This window comes from Mycobacterium sp. DBP42, assembly GCF_005924235.1.
GTDB classification, from domain to species: Bacteria; Actinomycetota; Actinomycetes; order Mycobacteriales; family Mycobacteriaceae; genus Mycobacterium; species Mycobacterium syngnathidarum.
Map to the genome: position 1 here is coordinate 173,587 of NZ_VCMY01000003.1, position 16,767 is coordinate 190,353.

The 16,767-nt window shown below is 67.1% G+C and carries 18 protein-coding genes; 12 read left to right on the forward strand and 6 right to left on the reverse strand.

Annotation, left to right across the window (positions count from 1 at the left end; all coding sequences use genetic code 11):
* Positions 1 to 6 precede the first annotated feature (6 nt).
* Together E0T84_RS05000 and E0T84_RS05005 are read right to left on the reverse strand one after the other, a co-directional pair.
* Complete coding sequence (locus E0T84_RS05000; protein WP_138743962.1) at positions 7 to 1,287, reverse strand: VOC family protein; 1,281 nt, start codon at positions 1,285 to 1,287, stop codon at positions 7 to 9.
* Positions 1,284 to 1,799: an RNA polymerase sigma factor gene (locus E0T84_RS05005; protein WP_070944301.1), complete on the reverse strand. Its 516-nt coding sequence runs from the start codon at positions 1,797 to 1,799 to the stop codon at positions 1,284 to 1,286. The genes E0T84_RS05000 and E0T84_RS05005 overlap by 4 nt, the downstream gene beginning before the upstream one ends.
* A 61-nt stretch (positions 1,800 to 1,860) precedes the next feature.
* Between E0T84_RS05005 and E0T84_RS05010 the strand changes: the two genes are divergently transcribed.
* On the forward strand, positions 1,861 to 2,634 hold the full coding sequence (locus E0T84_RS05010) for a mitomycin antibiotics/polyketide fumonisin biosynthesis protein (RefSeq protein ID WP_371725694.1): 774 nt from the start codon (positions 1,861 to 1,863) through the stop codon (positions 2,632 to 2,634).
* Here the strand turns inward: E0T84_RS05010 and mftR are convergent.
* Complete coding sequence (gene mftR, locus E0T84_RS05015; RefSeq protein ID WP_070944299.1) at positions 2,620 to 3,225, reverse strand: mycofactocin system transcriptional regulator; 606 nt, start codon at positions 3,223 to 3,225, stop codon at positions 2,620 to 2,622. The two genes, E0T84_RS05010 and mftR, sit on opposite strands and share 15 nt — an antisense overlap.
* A gap of 93 nt (positions 3,226 to 3,318) precedes the next feature.
* On the opposite strand from mftR, the gene mftA reads away from it, so the two are divergent.
* The 7 genes from mftA to mftG all read left to right on the forward strand — a co-directional run bounded on the left by mftA (position 3,319) and on the right by mftG (position 9,837).
* Entirely contained in the window at positions 3,319 to 3,414 is a 96-nt protein-coding gene (gene mftA, locus E0T84_RS05020; protein ID WP_019344466.1) for a mycofactocin precursor MftA, read from the forward strand.
* 23 nt (positions 3,415 to 3,437) lie between these two features.
* Positions 3,438 to 3,731, forward strand: a complete 294-nt coding sequence (gene mftB / locus E0T84_RS05025; protein WP_070186363.1) for a mycofactocin biosynthesis chaperone MftB — start codon at positions 3,438 to 3,440, stop codon at positions 3,729 to 3,731.
* Entirely contained in the window at positions 3,728 to 4,906 is a 1,179-nt protein-coding gene (gene mftC, locus E0T84_RS05030) for a mycofactocin radical SAM maturase (protein WP_070186353.1), read from the forward strand. Before mftB ends, mftC begins: the two co-directional genes overlap by 4 nt.
* A gap of 3 nt (positions 4,907 to 4,909) precedes the next feature.
* Entirely contained in the window at positions 4,910 to 6,100 is a 1,191-nt protein-coding gene (gene mftD / locus E0T84_RS05035; RefSeq protein ID WP_138743963.1) for a pre-mycofactocin synthase MftD, read from the forward strand.
* Positions 6,101 to 6,236: 136 nt separating this feature from the next.
* The gene (gene mftE / locus E0T84_RS05040; protein WP_075910222.1) at positions 6,237 to 6,980 is read left to right on the forward strand and encodes a mycofactocin biosynthesis peptidyl-dipeptidase MftE; all 744 of its coding nucleotides are present in this window, start codon (positions 6,237 to 6,239) and stop codon (positions 6,978 to 6,980) included.
* Entirely contained in the window at positions 6,977 to 8,389 is a 1,413-nt protein-coding gene (gene mftF / locus E0T84_RS05045) for a mycofactocin biosynthesis glycosyltransferase MftF (RefSeq protein ID WP_070186350.1), read from the forward strand. Before mftE ends, mftF begins: the two co-directional genes overlap by 4 nt.
* A gap of 32 nt (positions 8,390 to 8,421) precedes the next feature.
* Positions 8,422 to 9,837, forward strand: a complete 1,416-nt coding sequence (gene mftG, locus E0T84_RS05050) for a mycofactocin system GMC family oxidoreductase MftG (RefSeq protein ID WP_070186349.1) — start codon at positions 8,422 to 8,424, stop codon at positions 9,835 to 9,837.
* Here the strand turns inward: mftG and E0T84_RS05055 are convergent.
* Positions 9,767 to 11,398, reverse strand: coding sequence for an MFS transporter (locus E0T84_RS05055; protein WP_070186348.1), 1,632 nt, complete (start codon positions 11,396 to 11,398; stop codon positions 9,767 to 9,769). The two genes, mftG and E0T84_RS05055, sit on opposite strands and share 71 nt — an antisense overlap.
* 83 nt (positions 11,399 to 11,481) lie before the next feature.
* On the opposite strand from E0T84_RS05055, the gene E0T84_RS05060 reads away from it, so the two are divergent.
* The gene (locus E0T84_RS05060) at positions 11,482 to 12,120 is read left to right on the forward strand and encodes a TetR/AcrR family transcriptional regulator (protein WP_070944298.1); all 639 of its coding nucleotides are present in this window, start codon (positions 11,482 to 11,484) and stop codon (positions 12,118 to 12,120) included.
* Here the strand turns inward: E0T84_RS05060 and E0T84_RS05065 are convergent.
* Entirely contained in the window at positions 12,105 to 13,358 is a 1,254-nt protein-coding gene (locus tag E0T84_RS05065; protein WP_070186346.1) for a cytochrome P450, read from the reverse strand. The two genes, E0T84_RS05060 and E0T84_RS05065, sit on opposite strands and share 16 nt — an antisense overlap.
* A gap of 108 nt (positions 13,359 to 13,466) precedes the next feature.
* Here E0T84_RS05065 and E0T84_RS05070 point away from each other — a divergent pair, with 108 nt between their 5' ends.
* Both E0T84_RS05070 and E0T84_RS05075 read left to right on the forward strand, forming a co-directional pair.
* The gene (locus E0T84_RS05070; protein ID WP_138743964.1) at positions 13,467 to 15,080 is read left to right on the forward strand and encodes a carboxylesterase/lipase family protein; all 1,614 of its coding nucleotides are present in this window, start codon (positions 13,467 to 13,469) and stop codon (positions 15,078 to 15,080) included.
* A 5-nt stretch (positions 15,081 to 15,085) separates the two neighbouring features.
* Entirely contained in the window at positions 15,086 to 15,439 is a 354-nt protein-coding gene (locus tag E0T84_RS05075; protein ID WP_249383578.1) for a nuclear transport factor 2 family protein, read from the forward strand.
* Positions 15,440 to 15,444: 5 nt separating this feature from the next.
* On the opposite strand, the gene E0T84_RS05080 is transcribed toward E0T84_RS05075, so the two are convergent.
* Positions 15,445 to 15,918 carry a hotdog fold domain-containing protein gene (locus E0T84_RS05080; protein ID WP_070186344.1) on the reverse strand — a complete coding sequence of 158 codons (474 nt, stop codon included), beginning with the start codon at positions 15,916 to 15,918 and terminating at the stop codon, positions 15,445 to 15,447.
* A gap of 536 nt (positions 15,919 to 16,454) precedes the next feature.
* Here E0T84_RS05080 and rpsJ point away from each other — a divergent pair.
* A complete protein-coding gene (rpsJ, locus tag E0T84_RS05085; protein ID WP_003883485.1) occupies positions 16,455 to 16,760 on the forward strand; it encodes a 30S ribosomal protein S10 in 306 nt (101 codons plus the stop codon).
* Positions 16,761 to 16,767 lie beyond the last annotated feature (7 nt).

Here is a 16,767-nt window from a genome sequence, read left to right on the forward strand (position 1 = left end):
TTGCCTTTAGATCTGGCCGAGGTAGAACCGGCCGCCCTGGTCGTCGGTGCACTCGGCCATCAACCCGTAGTCCTGTCGTGAGGGCTGCTGCAGAACGGTGCCTCCGGCCTCGACGACGCGGGTGACCGCGGCGTCGATGTCGGCGACCGTCCACATCGGCACCGTCACGGATCGTTCGCCGCCGCCGGCCACCCCGGACATCGGCTGGCTGCCCTGCACGCCCCAGCCATCGTTGATGCGGCCGGGTTCGAACGTCCAGAACAACACCCGGCTGTAGAACGCCTTGAACGCGGTCGAGTTGGTCACCTCGTAGGTGATGTACGAAAGCTCGCCTGGCCCAGCACCATTGAGGTCCGGCCTCGGTGTCCCCGGGGTGGGGGCGAACACCGCGAACCGGGTGCCGGCCGGATCGGTGGCATCCAGGACGGTGCCGAAGTCGAATTCCTGGGTCTGGCCGGGTTGGCCGCCGCCGGCCAAGATGGCCTGACGGGCGCCGTCCAGATCAGTCACCGCGTAGCAGCAGAACAGGGTCGCCGGACCGGCCACACCGAAGATGCCGACGGGCTGCTTGGTGTTGGTCACCTGCCGGGTGGTCGGGTCATAGGTCCAGCCCAGCACGTGGCCGTAGAAGGCCGCGGCCCGGTCGGCGTCGGGAACCCAGACCGAGACGTAGCCGACATCGCCGTGCTGAATGGTGACGGATGCGCCGGTCACCGGCCCGGACAGCATCCAGCGGTGGCCGAACGGATCGATGATCGTGGCGGCGCGGGAGCCGTAGTTCTCGTAGGACTCCCGTTGCACGACGGCTCCGATCTCTCGTGCCCGTTGGAGCGTGGCGTCGGTATCGGGCACATGCAGCATCAGGCTCACCGAATTCGCCTGTGGAGCAGGGGCTTTGAGGCCAAGTTCGGGGTACTCGTCGGCCAGGTACAGCACGCCGTCGCCGATCTGAAGCTCTGCGTGTCCGATGCGGCCGTCGTCCATCTCGTATGCCTGTCCGACCAGGGACGCACCGAAGGCGTCGGTGTACCACGCAATGGCCTCGCGTGCGCCGGACACGGCCAGATAGGCAATGACCGCGGACCGCGGGCGCTCTGAAACGGTCGCGGGTTGGTTCAATTCTGCGATGGCAGTGTCGGTTCCGCTCATGTCAACTCCTTCTGCGTGGGCGGGCAGGGTGAGGGCCGATTCCAGCCGAGCGCGCAGCCGGGCGGCGAATGCCGGATCGGGGGTGACCGGGTGGTCTCCGCCGGTCAGCACGGCCAGCGGATCGTGGCTGTTGATCACGACGTCCCTCCCTCCGGTGTCGGGTACTGGGCTCTGAAGGCGCGGCGGGCTCGCACCAGCAGGGCTTCGGTGGCGTGCACCGTGCGGCCGATCAGCTCGGCACATTCGGGCACCGAACAGTCGTCGAGGTAGCGCAGAACCAGGACGGTGCGATGGTGTTCGGGCAGCCGGGCCAGAACTGATTCGGCCACAATGCGATCCAGTTCGGTGTCCCAATTGTCGGCCGGATCCACCGGTTCGGGCAGCTCGGCCACGGGCATGGTGAAGCGGTCATGCCGCCGGCGGTAGTGGTCGGCCAGTTTGTGTCTGGCGACCCCGATCAGCCAGGGCACCGAGATCGGCGGCGGCGACGGTCTGCGGGCCGCGTCCATGGCGGCCAGGAACGTCTCCGACGTCAGATCCTCGGCAGTTCCGCGGTCACCACAGCGTCGTACGAAGTAGCCGTACACCACTGGCAGGGCCTCGTCGTAGCACCTCAGCAGTACCCGCGGAGCGTCAGTTTCGGCGCTCACACCTCTATCGTCGCCGTGGGGAGCCGAACTCCGACGGGTTGTGCGAAGAATTTCGCGGAAAATGATTGGCACGCCGCGGGCGGATTGCGTCAAGGTGGTCGGTGTGGTGGACGTCGACGCATTCAAGCGGGACGGTTTCGTCAAGATCGAGCAGGCCGTTCCACCCGAAATCGCCGATGCGGCCAGGGATCTGCTGTGGCGGCAAATCGGGTTGTCCCCGCAGGACCCGGCATCGTGGACGAAACCGGTGATGTGGGCCGCCGATCTGACCGGCGCCGGCCCGTTCGGCCAGCTGGCGCGCAGTGTTCGGCTCGGCGAGGCCCTGGACCAGCTCTGCGGCACGGGGGCATGGCAGCCGCGGGGTTCGCTGGGCAACATCCCGGTCCGGTTTCCCGTCGATCCGCCCGCTGATGACCGAGGGTGGCACATCGATGCCAACACCCCGCTGCCCGGAGGCCAGTGGGCGGTCAGCGGCCGCCCGCACACCGTTCTGGTGCTGACCTTGCTGTCGGCGGTCGGGCCCGACGACGCGCCGACGCGACTCCGGGTGGGTTCACACCGCGACGTCGCCGGGGTGCTCGGGCCCGAGCCCATCGACTTCATCGAGGCCGGCGCCCTGGTGGACGAGGCCAGCCGAGACCGGCCGGTGGCCCATGCCACCGGCCGCCCGGGTGACATGTATGTGGTGAATCCCTTCACAGCGCATGCGGCCGACGTACATCGCGGCAGCACACCGCGTTTCATGGCGCAGGGGCCGGTGGTGCTCGCCGAGAATCTCGGTCCGGCGGGACCGCCGGCGCTGGCGAGCGTGTGGGACGGGCTACCGCGGGGTTAGCGCCTCCAGCCCGGGCCGTGCCACCTCGAAGGCCTCGGCGATCGCGTCTGCCAGGGCGACCGACTCATCGGCCAGCCAGTGCTCATACGCGGACAGCGCGACGCCCAACATCAGCCAGCCCGCGGTCTGGGGCATCAGATCGCCGGGTGCCGCGCCGATCCGCTGTGCCACGTAAGCGGCGATGACCTCGCGCCAACCGGCGTACATGGTCATCGAATATGCCTGCAGTCCAGCGGTTTCCAGGATCACCCGCATGCGCCGGCGGTGCTGGGCCATCTCCTGGTCGTCGTACGTGTTGAACGACAGCAGGGCCGTGCGCAGCGCCTCGGCCAACGGGATCTCGGTGCTCAGGGAACCGAGCAGCTCACGCAGGTGTTGCAGGTGGGCGTCGAAGTCGCCCCAGGGGATGGCGTTCTTCGAGGCGTAGTAGCGGAACAGTGTGCGCCGCGCGATTCCGGCGGCCTTGGCCACGTCGTCGACACTGACTTCGTCGAAGCCCCGGCTGGCGAACAGGGCCAGCGCCACGTCGGTGATGTGGTCCTGTGTGGTGGACGGACGCCGACCGACACGGGGCCCGGATGCCTGCCGCATGAAATCCGCCCTTCCATTTGTGCACTCGATGCCATATTCTTGCGACTCAGGTCACAATTGTCGAGACCCACAGTTGCAGGAAAGGTGCGATTCATGGATCAGAACCCGCAGGTTGAAACCGAAACCCAGCTCGTCACCGAGACGCTCGTCGAAGAGGTCTCGATCGACGGTATGTGCGGGGTTTACTGACGGTGTCCACAGAGGTTGCCGATATGGCTGGGACCACCGGTGTCGTATTCGACCCCGATGTCAGCTGGCGGTTGCACCACCAGGTGGCGGTGCGTCCTGAGCCGTTCGGCGCCCTGCTGTATCACTTCGGAACTCGCAAGCTGTCGTTTCTGAAGAACCGGACGGTCGTCGAGGTGGTCAACTCTTTGGCTGATCACCCCGACGCCCGGTCCGCGTGTCGCGCGGCCGGTATCGCAGACTCCGACCAAGGCCCCTACCTGCATGCCCTCGGCGTGCTGGTGTCCTCGAAGATGCTCATCCCCGGGAATTCACAATGACTTCTGTTGCCCCTGTGCCAAGGCTCGTCGAGCAGTTCGAGCATGGACTCGACGCCCCGATCTGTTTGACCTGGGAGCTCACCTACGCCTGCAACCTGGCGTGTGTGCACTGCCTGTCCTCCTCGGGTAAGCGAGATCCGCGCGAGCTGTCCACCCAGCAGTGCAAGGACATCATCGACGAGCTGGAACGCATGCAGGTGTTCTATGTGAACATCGGCGGTGGCGAACCCACTGTGCGCCCGGACTTCTGGGAACTGGTCGACTACGCGACCGAGCATCACGTCGGCGTCAAGTTCTCCACCAACGGCGTGCGCATCACCCCTGAGGTGGCCGCGAAACTCGCTGCCAGCGACTACGTCGACGTGCAGATCTCACTGGACGGCGCCAATGCCGAGGTCAACGACGCGGTGCGGGGCAAGGGCTCGTTCGACATGGCCGTGCGCGCGCTGGAAAACCTTGCCGCCGCGGGCTTTTCCGATGCCAAGATCTCGGTCGTGGTGACCCGCCACAACGTAGGTCAGCTCGACGAGTTCAAGGCGCTGGCCGACCGGTACGGCGCCACGCTGCGGATCACTCGGCTGCGTCCCTCGGGCCGCGGTGCGGACGTCTGGGACGAGCTGCACCCGACCGCGGACCAGCAGCGCCAGTTGTACAACTGGCTGGTCGCCCACGGTGAGCGGGTGTTGACCGGCGACTCGTTCTTTCACCTGTCGGGGCTCGGCGAGCCCGGAGCGTTGGCCGGGCTGAACCTGTGCGGTGCCGGCCGGGTGGTCTGCCTGATCGATCCGGTGGGCGACGTTTACGCCTGCCCGTTCGCCATCCATGACACGTTCCTGGCCGGAAACATCCTGGAAGACAATGGTTTCCAGAATGTCTGGCAGAACTCCACGTTGTTCCGCGAGCTGCGCGAGCCTCAGTCGGCCGGCGCCTGCAGCGGTTGCGGACACTACGACGCCTGCCGCGGCGGCTGCATGGCGGCCAAGTTCTTCACCGGTCTGCCGATGGACGGGCCGGACCCCGAGTGCGTCGAGGGCTGGGGCGAATCGGCCCTGGCGGCCGACCGCGTCAAACCCAAGCCCAGCGGTGACCACTCCCGCGGCACCAAGCAGGGGCCGGTGGCGCTCAAGCTGCTGACCAAGCCCCCTGCCCGAATCTGTAACGAAAGTCCGGTGTAATCCATGGCTCGTGATACCTGGTTCGAGACCGTCGCCATCGCCCAGCAGCGGGCGCGCAAGCGGCTGCCCAAGTCCGCCTACTCGTCGCTGATCTCCGCCAGTGAGAAGGGCGTGACGGTCACCGACAACGTCGAGTCCTTCGCCGAACTCGGCTTCGCGCCGCACGTGGTGGGTGCCACGGAGAAGCGCGAGATGGCGACAACTGTGATGGGGCAAGAGATTTCGATGCCCGTCATCATCTCGCCCACCGGTGTGCAGGCCGTCGACCCTGACGGCGAGGTGGCGGTGGCCCGCGCGGCTGCGGCACGTGGCACCGCCATGGGTCTGTCCTCCTTCGCGAGCAAGCCGATGGAGGAAGTCACCGCCGTCAACGACAAGATTTTCTTCCAGATCTACTGGCTCGGGTCGCGCGACGAGATCGCCGAGCGCGTGCAGCGCGCCAAGGACGCCGGTGCCGTCGGTCTCATCGCCACCACCGACTGGAGCTTCAGCCACGGCCGGGACTGGGGTAGCCCGAAGATCCCGGAGCGAATGGACCTGCGCACGATGCTGCGGATGTCCCCGGAGGTGCTGACCAAGCCCCGCTGGCTGTGGAGCTTCGCCAAGCACCTGCGTCCGCCGGACCTGCGCGTGCCGAACCAGGGCAGGCGCGGCGAGCCGGGTCCGACGTTCTTCGAGGCCTACGGCCAGTGGATGGGCACCCCGCCGCCCACCTGGGAGGACATCGCCTGGTTGCGTGAGCTGTGGGGCGGTCCGTTCCTACTCAAGGGCATGGTGCGCGTCGACGACGCCAAACGTGCCGTGGATGCTGGTGTTTCGGCGATCACGGTGTCCAACCACGGAGGCAACAACCTGGACGGCACGCCCGCGGCGATCCGTTGTCTGCCCGCCATCGCCGATGCCGTGGGCGACCAGGTCGAGGTTTTGCTGGACGGCGGGATCCGCCGCGGCAGCGACGTCGTGAAGGCGGTGGCGCTGGGCGCCCGGGCCGTGATGATCGGGCGCGCCTACCTGTGGGGCCTGGCGGCCAACGGTCAGGCCGGCGTCGAGAACGTGCTGGACATCCTCAGCGGTGGCATCGACTCCGCGCTCCGCGGGTTGGGCAAGTCCTCGATCCACGACCTCACGCCGGACGACATCCTGGTTCCCGATGGCTTCACCCGGGCCCTCGGCGTGCCGCGCACCGATTCCTGACGGTCGGCCCCGGCGCGTCGCGGCCGGGGACGTGACAGGGGTGGCAGAAGAGGCGTACGTGATGGTCATGGCCGGTGTCGGAGAAAGCTAAGGTAAATCAATTGCTGCTCGTGCTCCAACAATTGGCGCACAGTAGGTGAATTCGGCCTACGATCGGCACGTGGCTTTCCCCAGCGGGCTCGGGAACTCAACGTCGAGACAGCTACGCAGCATGTCGCCAATGTTGATCATCCCGGTGGGCTCAACCGAGCAACATGGTCCGCACCTGCCCCTGGACACCGACACGCGCATCGCGACGGCTGTCGCCCACGAGGTCCTCGAGCAGCTCGACGACGCCTCGACCGGAGACTGGATGGTCGCCCCGCCGGTTTATTACGGGGCCAGCGGCGAGCACGAGGGATTCCCCGGCACGATATCGATCGGCACGGCCGCTTTGCGGTCGTTGCTGGTGGAGTACGGACGCTCGGCCTCGAGCTGGGCCGGCAGGCTCGTCTACGTCAACGGTCACGGTGGAAATGTGGAGGCGCTGGTCGCTGCGGTGGCCCTGTTGCGCCAGGAGGGCCGCGACGTTGGCTGGGTTCCGTGCATCGCCACGGGGGCCGACGCCCACGCGGGGCATACCGAAACATCTGTATTGCTACATATTTCGCCTGGCGATGTCTGGACCGATGATCTGACTGCGGGGAACACGGCCCCGCTGGCCGAGCTGATGCCTGCGATGCGCAGTGGCGGAATCGCGGCCGTCAGCGAAGCCGGGGTACTCGGTGACCCGACAACCGCCACGGCTGTCGAAGGGGAGCGTATCTTTGCTGAAATGGTCAACGGCTGCGCCGGTCGCATTAGGCGGTGGCAGCCCGACCGGAACGGATTACTGACATGACCGGACCCAGGCTGCCCGACGGTTTCGCCGTGCAGGTGGACCGCCGTGTCAAGGTGCTCGGGTCCGGCGCGGCGCTGCTCGGCGGGTCGCCGACTCGGTTGCTGCGGCTGGCGCCGACGGCGCGGACCATGCTCAACGGTGGCCGCCTGGAGGTGCACGACGCCCAGAGCGCGCAACTGGCGCGGACTTTGCTCGACGCCACCGTCGCCCATCCTCGTCCGCCCAGTGGGCCGTCGCATCGGGACGTGACGGTGGTTATCCCGGTGCGCGACAACGTATCCGGTCTGCATCGGCTGATCACCGCGCTGCGGGGGCTACGGGTGATCGTGGTCGACGACGGCTCGGCGGTGCCCGTCGCGCAATCGGAGTTCGCCGGGATGCATTGCGACGTGCAGGTACTGCGGCACCTCCGTAGCAACGGTCCGGCGGCCGCTCGCAACACCGGTCTGGAGGCGTCCGAGACCGACTTCGTGGCGTTCCTCGACTCCGACGTGGTGCCCCGGCGCGGGTGGCTGGAGGCGTTGCTCGGACACTTCTGCGACCCGGCGGTGGCTCTGGTGGCTCCGCGCATCGTCGGTCTGCACACCGCCGACAATGTGGTGGCCCGGTACGAGGCGGTGCGTTCGTCGTTGGATCTCGGGGTGCGCGAGGCGCCGGTGGTGCCGTATGGCCCGGTGTCCTACGTGCCGAGCGCTGCCATCATCGGCCGGCGATCGGCGCTGGCCGCGGTGGGGGGATTCGACGAGACCATGCAGTCCGGTGAGGACGTGGACCTGTGCTGGCGTCTGATCGAGTCGGGAGCCCGGCTGCGGTACGAGCCGATTGCGCTGGTGGCGCACGACCACCGGACAGATCTGCGAGAGTGGTTCAACCGCAAGGCTTTCTACGGGACCTCGGCGGCACCGCTGAGTGTCCGGCACCCAGGTAAGACCGCCCCCGTGGTGATCTCCGGGTGGACGTTGATGGTGTGGCTGTTCCTGGCCATGGGGTCGTGCTTCGGCTATCTGGGCTCCGTGGTGATCGCGATCGTCACCGGCAGGCGCATCGCACGCTCCCTCAGTACCGTCGACACCGAACCCACCGAGGTCGCCGCGGTGACCGCACGCGGACTGTGGTCGGCGGCCCTGCAGTTGTGTTCGGCGATCTGCCGCCACTACTGGCCCGTTGCCTTGATCGCCGCCCTGCTGTGCCGGCGGGCCAGACACGCGGTCGTGGTGGCCGCGGTGCTCGACGGCGTGGTGGACTGGGCGAGCCGGCGCGGCAATGCCGACGACGACACCAAGCCGGTCGGCCTGCTGGCTCATATCCTGCTCAAGCGCCTGGACGATCTGGCCTACGGGGTAGGCCTGTGGACCGGGGTGGTGCGGGAACGCCAGCTCGGTGCCCTCAAGCCGCAGCTGCGGAGCTAAACCAGTTGCAGCTGCCATCTAGTCCTACTCGCGTGCGGGACGTCCTGATCGTCGGCGCCGGAAGCGCCGGTTCGGTTCTGGCTGAACGGCTTTCCAGCGATCCCAGCTGCAACGTCACCGTTGTCGAGTCGGGTCCGGCGCCCAGCGACCCTCGGGTGGAAGCGCAGATCACCGACGCCCTGCGGTTGCCGATCGGGGCCGCCAGCTCGGTGGTACGCCACTATGCGTCGGTGCTGACGGAGAACCCGCCGCGGCCCACCCAGATCATGCGCGGGGCGGTCGTGGGTGGTTCCGGTGCCGTCAACGGTGGTTACTTCTGCCGGGGGTTGCCGACGGATTTCGATGCCTGGGCGGTGCCTGGCTGGGCTTGGGACGATGTGCTGCCGCATTTCCGCGCCATCGAGACGGACCTGGATTTCGGCACCTCGCTGCATGGGGACCGCGGCCCGATCACGGTCCGCCGGGTGCGTGAATTCGACGGTTGCACAGCTTCATTCGTCGACGCTGCGACACGCTCAGGATTCGGGTGGATCGAGGACCTGAACGGCTCGGACGCCGGCGCCGCCTTGCCGGCCGGTGTGGGCGCGGTCCCGCTGAACATCAACGGCGGCACCAGGGTTGGGCCCGGTGGTGCCTACCTGAAACCGGCGCTGGAGCGGCCCAATCTCGAGCTCCGGGCCGACACCCGGGTCCATCGCGTGTTGTTCCGCGCGAACCGGGCGGTCGGGGTGTCCTGTACGGACGGTTCTGTTCTGCACGCCGATCGAATTGTGCTGTGTTCCGGTGCGATTGGGTCAGCGCATCTGCTGCTGCTGTCGGGCGTCGGGCCGGCGTCCGATCTCGAGCCGCTGGGCGTCGGGGTGGTGGCCGGCTTGCCGGTCGGGATGCACACGGTAGACCACCCGGAATGGGTGCTTCCGGTCTCGTGGGTGCCCACCCATGACCTGCCTCCCCTGGAGGCGGTCCTGACCACTTCGGACGGCATCGAGGTGCGACCGTACACGGCCGGCTTCGCGGCCATGGTGCACGGTCCAGGACACGACCCTGCCGAGCTTCCGCACCTCGGGGTGGCGCTGATGCGTCCGCATTCTCGCGGACGGGTCCGGTTGGTTTCGCCGGACCCGATGGTGGCGCCGATCATCGAACACCGCTACGACACGGTGGCGGCCGATGTCGACGCCCTGCGCCGGGGTTCTGCGCTGGCCCGCGAATTAGTCAGTGGTGCAACCGAAGTCGGTGAGGCATCGTGGTCGACATCGCAGCATCTGGCGGGCACCGCGCCGATGGGGGCCGGGGCGCAGGCAGTGCTCGATCCGATGTGCCGGGTGCTGGGCGTTGAGGGCCTGTGGGTCGTCGACGGGTCGATCATGCCGGCCATCACCAGCCGCGGCCCGCACGCGACCATTGCCATGATCGGTCATCGGGCGGCGGAGTTCGTCGCGTCCTGAGTCTCCGGACGATCCGGAGTTGTTCACCGTCGCGGCCCGGTGCCCAGACTCCGACGAACACTGCGGCCACCGTGAGTACCACCGCCATCACCAGCAGAGCGGAGTTCGTCGCGTCGAGGAACGCGCGCTTGGCCAGTCCGGCGACGGCCTCGCCCTGCGGGCCGAGCCGTGGTGTCACGGCAAGGGCTTCGGCCAATGAGCTGAGGATCGGCTCGCGCACTTCGGTCGGCAGTCCGGTCAGCTTGGGTAGCAACTGATTCTGGTAGTGGGCGGCCAGGATCGAGCCCGCCACCGCGATGCCCAGGGCGGCCCCCACCTCCCGGGTGGTGTCGTTGACCGCGGACGCCACCCCTTGCTTCTCGTCGGGGACCGCACCCATGATGGCCGATGTCGTCGGCGCCGTGCATAATCCGATGCCGACGCTCATGATCAGTAACGGCCAGGCGTATTGCGGATAGCTGGAGTCGATGTCGAGCCAACGCATGCACAGCAGGCCCACCGAGATCACCAAGAGTCCGATGAACACGCATGCTCGCAGGCCGAGCCGCGGCAGATATAAGTGGGTGGTGGCACTGAGGATCAGCAGCGGTACAGCCAACGGGCACAACGCGATTGCGGTTTGAATCGGGCTGTAGCCCATCACCAGCTGGATGTATTGCATGCTGACGTAGAAGTAGCCGAAGTTCACGAAGAACAGGAATGTCACGCCCACGGCGCCGGTCGCGAAGTCGGGTTTTCCGAACAGTCGAACGTCCAGCAATGGGTGCCGTTGTCTGAGTTGAACCACGGTGAACGCGGCGGCCAGGGCGACACCGGCGCACATGCAGCCCCACACCATCGGATGCGTCCAACCCCGGCTTGGGGCCTCCACCACGCCCAGCACGAAGACGGCCACCGCAGCACCGATCAGGATGGCCCCGAGCCAATCCACTGGAGCGCTGTTCTCGTCGCGCGAGGACGGCACGGTGCAGGTGAGGACGAACAGCCCCGCACCGGCGACGACGAAGGTGGCGAAGATGGACTGCCATGGCCAGAAGTGCAGCAAGCCACCGGTGACCAGGAAGCCCACGATGGCTCCCGACCCGACGACGCCGGCCCAGATGCCAACCGCTTTGTTGCGCTCCGTCTTTGGAAAAGCCGCGGTCAGCAGCGACAGGGTGGCCGGCATGATGAAGGCCGCACCCGCCCCGGCGACCGCGCGCGCTGCGATCAGTTGTGCCGGGGCGTCGAATACCAGTGGCGCGGCCGAGGCCAGGACGAAGACCGCGAGGCCGGTCAGCAGGGCTCCGCGGCGGCCGTAGCGGTCGCCTATCGCCCCGGCCGGCAACAGCAGGCAGGCCAGCACCAGGGTGTACCCGTCGATCACCCAGGTGAGTTGGGTCTGGGTGGCTGAGGTCTGGCGGGCGATGTCGGGGAGTGCGGCATTGAGCGCCACCATCGATGCGATCACGATCGAAACGTCCATGCAGGCAACTGCGAGCAGCCAGTACCGCTGCTTGATCGTCAGATCCGCCATGCCCGGGTCGATATCCTGGCTGGGCTCGACGAGGGTGTCGGACATGCTTGGCCCCCTCCGTCGATGAAGTTTTGAGACTAACAGTCTCGGAGCGAGATGGTAAGTCTCTTTTATGGAGGTGACGGCGAATGACTGCCGAGAGCGGTGACCCGCGCCCGGCCCGGTCCCGGGCCAGGCTGCTGGAGGCGGCGACGGCGCTGTTGCGATCGGGCGGACCCAGCGCGGTCACCGTCGATGCGGTCACCAAGCAGGCCAATGTGGCCAGGGCGACGTTGTACCGCCACTTTCCGAGCGGAAATGATCTGCTGGCAGCGGCATTTCGCGCCCTCATCCCGGCCGCGCCGATGCCGCCCGCGGAGGGAACGCTGCGTGACCGGCTGATCGCGCTGGTTCAGGCGCAGGCCGATTCGATCGCCGAGGCGCCGATCAGCATCACCGCGCTGTCGTGGTTGGCACTGGGTGGCGACCTGGAGAAGCTGCCCTGGCGGACCGGCGACAGTGCCGAGGTGCGGACGTTGCGTGAGCGGGTGGCCGAGCAGTATGCGAAGCCGTTCGAGGCCATCTTCGACAGCCCCGACGCTCTCGCCGAGCTCGGCGAGGTGGATCGTACGCAGGCCGCCGCGCTGCTGCTGGGCCCGATCGTGTTGGGCAAGCTCAGCACGGTGTCTGAATTCGACTACGCCTCATGCGTGCGGACCGCGGTGGATGGCTTCCTGGCCACCCACCTGCGAGACCCGCAAAGGCCGGGCCCTCAGCGCAACGAGTAACGAACCGGCAGGTGCTTGAGCCCGCCGACGAACGTGGTCGCGGAAAGCTCTGGGGTTCCGGCCAATTCGATGGAGTCCAGCCGGCTCATCAGCTCGGTGAACAAGCTGTTCATCTCCATCCGGGCCAGCGCCGCGCCCAGGCAGAAGTGCACGCCATAGCCGAATGCCAAGTGCTTGTTCGGATCCCGGGCGACATCGAAGCGGTGCGGGTCGTTGAACACGTCCTCATCGCGGTTTCCCGAGACGTAGGCCAGGTAGACGGAGTCGCCCTTGGCGATCGGTGTGCCGCGCACCACGGTGTCGGCCGTGGCGGTCCGCATGAACTCCTTGACCGGGGTGGACCAGCGGATCATCTCCTCGACCGCGGTGCCCATCAGTTCGGGCTGCGCCTGCAGCTTGGCCAGCTGGTCCGGATTCTCGATGAGTGCGTGCAGTCCGCCCGAGATCGCGTCCTTGGTGGTGTCGTGTCCGGCGCTGGCGACGATGACGTAATAGGACGCGGTGTCGACATCGGACAGCGGTTCCCCGTCGATGGTGCCGTTGGCGATGGCCGACGCGAGATCCTCGGTCGGGTTGGCGCGCCGTGACGCGGTGAGCGTCGAGAAGTAAGCGAAGAAGTCCATCAAGACGGCGAGCTGGTCTTCCAGGGATCCTCCGTCGCGCTTGTACTCGTCATCGTCGCCACCGAACATCTCCTGGGTCAGCATGTGCATGCGGCCGAAGTCCTCTTCGGGCAGGCCGAGTAGCGACATGATCACGTAGAGCGGGAAGTCCACGGCGATCGCGGTGACGAAGTCGCATTCGGGTCCGATGTCCCGCATCTTGTCGACATAGCGTTTGGCTAGCTCGTCGACCCGCACCTTGAGGGCTCGCATCGCCTTGGGGCGGAACCAATCTGCGCCGATGGCTCGCACCTTGCGGTGGTGTGGGTCGTCCATGTGGATCAGGGTGCGCAGGCCCATGCCTGCCTCGAGCTGCTGTTTGGCCAGATCGTCGGCGGCCGCGGTGGCCAGCAGCGGCCGAGGCTCGCTGATGAACAGCTCGTTGTCCCGCTCGACGGCCATGATGTCGGCGTGCTTGGTGATCGCCCAGAACGGTCGGTAGGGCCGATTGTCCACCCAGGCCACGGGATTGTTGGCGCGCAAATGGGTCAGCGCGGTGTGCAGCCGCGAATCGTCGGCGTAAGCCGTCGGATCGGCGAGCACCTTCGCGGCTTCGTCCATCGTCGGCGCGCTCATACAGACTCCTCCCGGGGCGGGTACTTGACGGGTGTCAATTCCCACCATATGTGATCGCCGCCACGTAAGGGAGCTGATTTTGTCGATCCGCCCCGTACGCTCGCAGCCATGCGGTCGGGGCGTTGCGTCGTCGCATTGCTGGCTGTGCTGGCGATGCTGGTGGGAGGCTGTGCGCAAGGTGGCGGCCACGCGGTGACGCCCGGCCGGCCGACCGGTGTTCCGTCCGGGCGCGTCCAGGGGCCGGACCCGGCGCTGGTGCGCACCGCGGCCGGAACCCTTCGCGGCACAGTGACATCCGACCATCGGCTGTTCGCCGGGATCCCGTATGCCGCCGCACCGGTGGGCCCCCGGCGGTTCGCCGTACCGGCCCCCGCGCCGGGTTGGGCGGGGGAGCGCGACGCCACCGTACCCGGGCCGCGGTGTGTCCAAGACCCGGATTTGGATCCCGAACGCGGAGCCAACACCGCTGAAGACTGCCTGAACCTGAATGTCTGGACGCCGCCGGTCTCGCAGGAGAAGCGCCCGGTGATGGTGTGGATTCACGGCGGCGGGTTCGCCGGCGGCAGCAGCGGTATCTACGACGCGGGGCGGCTCGCTGCGCGCGGCGGCATCGTCGTGGTGACGATCAACTACCGGCTCGGCACCCTGGGGTTCCTCGCTCACCCGGCCCTCGGGGCCGGCGGCGATGTCGGCAACTACGGTCTGGCCGACCAGCAGGCGGCGCTGCGGTGGGTGCGGGACAACATCGCCGATTTCGGCGGCGATCCGGAAAAGGTCACTGTCGCCGGTGAATCCGCCGGAGGAATGTCGGTGTGCGACCATCTGGTCTCACCGGGTTCGGCAGGGCTGTTCCGCGCAGCGATCCTGATGAGTGCGCCGTGTCAGGCGCAGGCCGGTCTGGCCGTCGCGACCCGCCGCTCGCTCGATTACGCGGCCGCGGCCGGATGCCCTGATCCGGCGACCGCCGCCATGTGCCTACGCGCCCTGCCGGTCGACAGCGTGCGGAAACCCGTGTGGTACTTCAATATCGGAAGTGACGAGTTGACCGGTCCGGTCACCGGCTCGGCAGCGATTCCCCAGCCTCCGTTGGCGGCTTTCGGTGCCGGCCTGGCGGCCCCGGTGCCGCTGCTCATCGGCACCACCCGCGACGAGTTCACCCTCTTCGTGGCATTGCGCTACCTGCGGCAAGGTCAGCGCTACGTCCCGGCGGACTACCCGAGGTTGCTGGTGGAGACGTTCGGCTCCGACGCTGCGGCCGTCGCCGCACACTATCCGATCGATCGCTACGGCGGTGTGGCGCAGGCGTATTCGGCGGCCGTCACCGATGGTGCGTTTGCCTGCGTGTCGGAACGGGCAGCCGGTGAGCTGGCGCGCGTTGCGCCGGTCTACGCCTACGAGTTCAACGATCGCTCCGCCCCCGCTCCCGAGGTCATGCGGACGCTGCCCTTCCCGGTCGGCGCCAGTCACTCACTTGAGCTTCGCTATCTGTTCGATGTCGGTGGGGCACCACCGCTGAACCCGGCCCAGCAACAGCTCTCAAACCAGATGATCGACTACTGGAGCGCATTCGTGCGGGCCGGTGAGCCCGCGGTGGACGGTCAGCCGGACTGGCCCGAGTTCAGCGGGGGCCGAATGTCGTTGCAGGCCGAGGGGAGTCGTGTCGACAATGACTATCCGCACGTTCATCAATGCCCGTTCTGGGCGGAGCTGAAGGAGAAATGAACCCGATGGCGACACCGGATCCACAGGCCTTCGCACACGAGTGGGTGAGTGCGTGGAACGCGCACGACGTGGACGCGGTGCTGGCGCATTTCCACGATGACGTGGTGTTCAGCTCACCGGTGGCAGCACGATTGTTCCCGGAGACCGGGGGTGTGGTGCGCGGTAAGGATGCGCTGCGTCATTACTGGTCGACGGCGCTGACGGGTATGCCGGATCTGCAGTTCGAGGTGCTGGCCACCTACCGCGGCGAATCGGCCCTGGTGATCCACTACCCCAATCAGAACGGCGGGTTGGTCAACGAGGTGCTGTTGTTCGACGGTGCCCTGGTGCGCGAAGGTCACGGCACGTATCTGGATTAGCCCGCTCAGACCGGTGTCACCCAGGTGGTGATGTCGGCATGCACCACCTCGACGCCATGGCGGTCGGTGATGCTGACCGGCACCACGATGTCGGTGCCCTCGGTGATCGCACCGAAGTCCGGCGGCGCGAGTTCGGCTCTGGCCCGCAGCGAGGTGGTGGCCTTGGCCAGGTATTGCACATTCATCGCCTTGGGGATCCAGCGGTGCGTGGTGGGCACCGTGGCCTCCATGAGCATGCCCATCGCCATCTCGGCGGCGTTGCACGACGCGATGGCGTGCACGGTGTGCAGGTGGTTGTAGACGTAGAACCACTTCGGCACCGTCACCTCGGCCAGTCCCGGCTCCATGCGGACGACGTGGGGCAGGATCGACGCGAAATACGGCACCCGGGCCATGGCGGCGGCCGAAAACGCCCACGTGCCGCCGGGCAGTGGTGACATCTTCTTCCAGGCGCGATACGTGGGGCTGGGCTGCGTCATGGGGCCATACCTTACTCAAAAGTAAGTTCGGTGAAACGGGCTGGGCCCCTCGCGTGCGAAGCGCTGTGGCGGTCGGAAGCGGGATTTTCCGCCATGGCGCTTCATCCGCGGGGACCGCGTGCGGCGATCTGGCCGACGGCACGCGAAAATCGCTGGGAAACCCGGATCTCGAACGCTGTTTTTCCCGCCCGCGCCGATGGCCCCCTACCTGCTCGATCGCGGATTTGGAGGACGCCCCGATCTAGGGCATACTGTTCGGGTTGCCTTGAGCCGGGTATTTCTGGCCGGGCAAACGACCGGCGCCCCCACGGGCGCATCCGGTCCCAACACTAGATCGCGACTGATTCCCAGGGCGAGAAAGTGTGCGAGAAGGCGACACGCCCGACCGCGGGGGTCGGTGGACCATAGACAGGTAAACAGCGGCGGCAATTCTCGGCGCACCCGCGCCGGGGCACCAGGCCCGACGGGCTTTCGGTGGGATTCCCATCGAGACTCCGATACGGCCGGCCGATGTACGAAGTAGAGGTAGGAGAAGCGTGGCGGGACAGAAGATCCGCATCAGGCTCAAGGCCTACGACCATGAGGCCATTGATGCCTCGGCGCGCAAGATCGTCGAGACGGTCACCCGTACCGGTGCCAGTGTGGTGGGCCCCGTGCCGCTGCCGACCGAGAAGAACGTGTACTGCGTGATTCGGTCGCCGCACAAGTACAAGGACTCGCGGGAGCATTTCGAAATGCGCACCCACAAGCGACTGATCGACATCCTCGACCCGACGCCGAAGACGGTTGACGCGCTCATGCGCATCGATCTGCCGGCCAGTGTCGACGTCAACATCCAGTAGGAGAACA

Coding starts and splice junctions, on each gene's coding strand:
- mftD (WP_138743963.1), top strand. CDS start 4,910: ATGGCTCGTGATACCTGGTTCGAGACCGTCGCCATCGCCCAGCAGCGG.
- mftR (WP_070944299.1), bottom strand. CDS start 3,225: ATGCGGCAGGCATCCGGGCCCCGTGTCGGTCGGCGTCCGTCCACCACA.
- mftC (WP_070186353.1), top strand. CDS start 3,728: ATGACTTCTGTTGCCCCTGTGCCAAGGCTCGTCGAGCAGTTCGAGCAT.
- E0T84_RS05070 (WP_138743964.1), top strand. CDS start 13,467: ATGCGGTCGGGGCGTTGCGTCGTCGCATTGCTGGCTGTGCTGGCGATG.
- mftF (WP_070186350.1), top strand. CDS start 6,977: ATGACCGGACCCAGGCTGCCCGACGGTTTCGCCGTGCAGGTGGACCGC.
- E0T84_RS05010 (WP_371725694.1), top strand. CDS start 1,861: ATGATTGGCACGCCGCGGGCGGATTGCGTCAAGGTGGTCGGTGTGGTG.
- E0T84_RS05060 (WP_070944298.1), top strand. CDS start 11,482: ATGACTGCCGAGAGCGGTGACCCGCGCCCGGCCCGGTCCCGGGCCAGG.
- E0T84_RS05075 (WP_249383578.1), top strand. CDS start 15,086: ATGGCGACACCGGATCCACAGGCCTTCGCACACGAGTGGGTGAGTGCG.
- E0T84_RS05065 (WP_070186346.1), bottom strand. CDS start 13,358: ATGAGCGCGCCGACGATGGACGAAGCCGCGAAGGTGCTCGCCGATCCG.
- E0T84_RS05055 (WP_070186348.1), bottom strand. CDS start 11,398: ATGTCCGACACCCTCGTCGAGCCCAGCCAGGATATCGACCCGGGCATG.
- E0T84_RS05080 (WP_070186344.1), bottom strand. CDS start 15,918: ATGACGCAGCCCAGCCCCACGTATCGCGCCTGGAAGAAGATGTCACCA.
- mftB (WP_070186363.1), top strand. CDS start 3,438: ATGGCTGGGACCACCGGTGTCGTATTCGACCCCGATGTCAGCTGGCGG.
- mftA (WP_019344466.1), top strand. CDS start 3,319: ATGGATCAGAACCCGCAGGTTGAAACCGAAACCCAGCTCGTCACCGAG.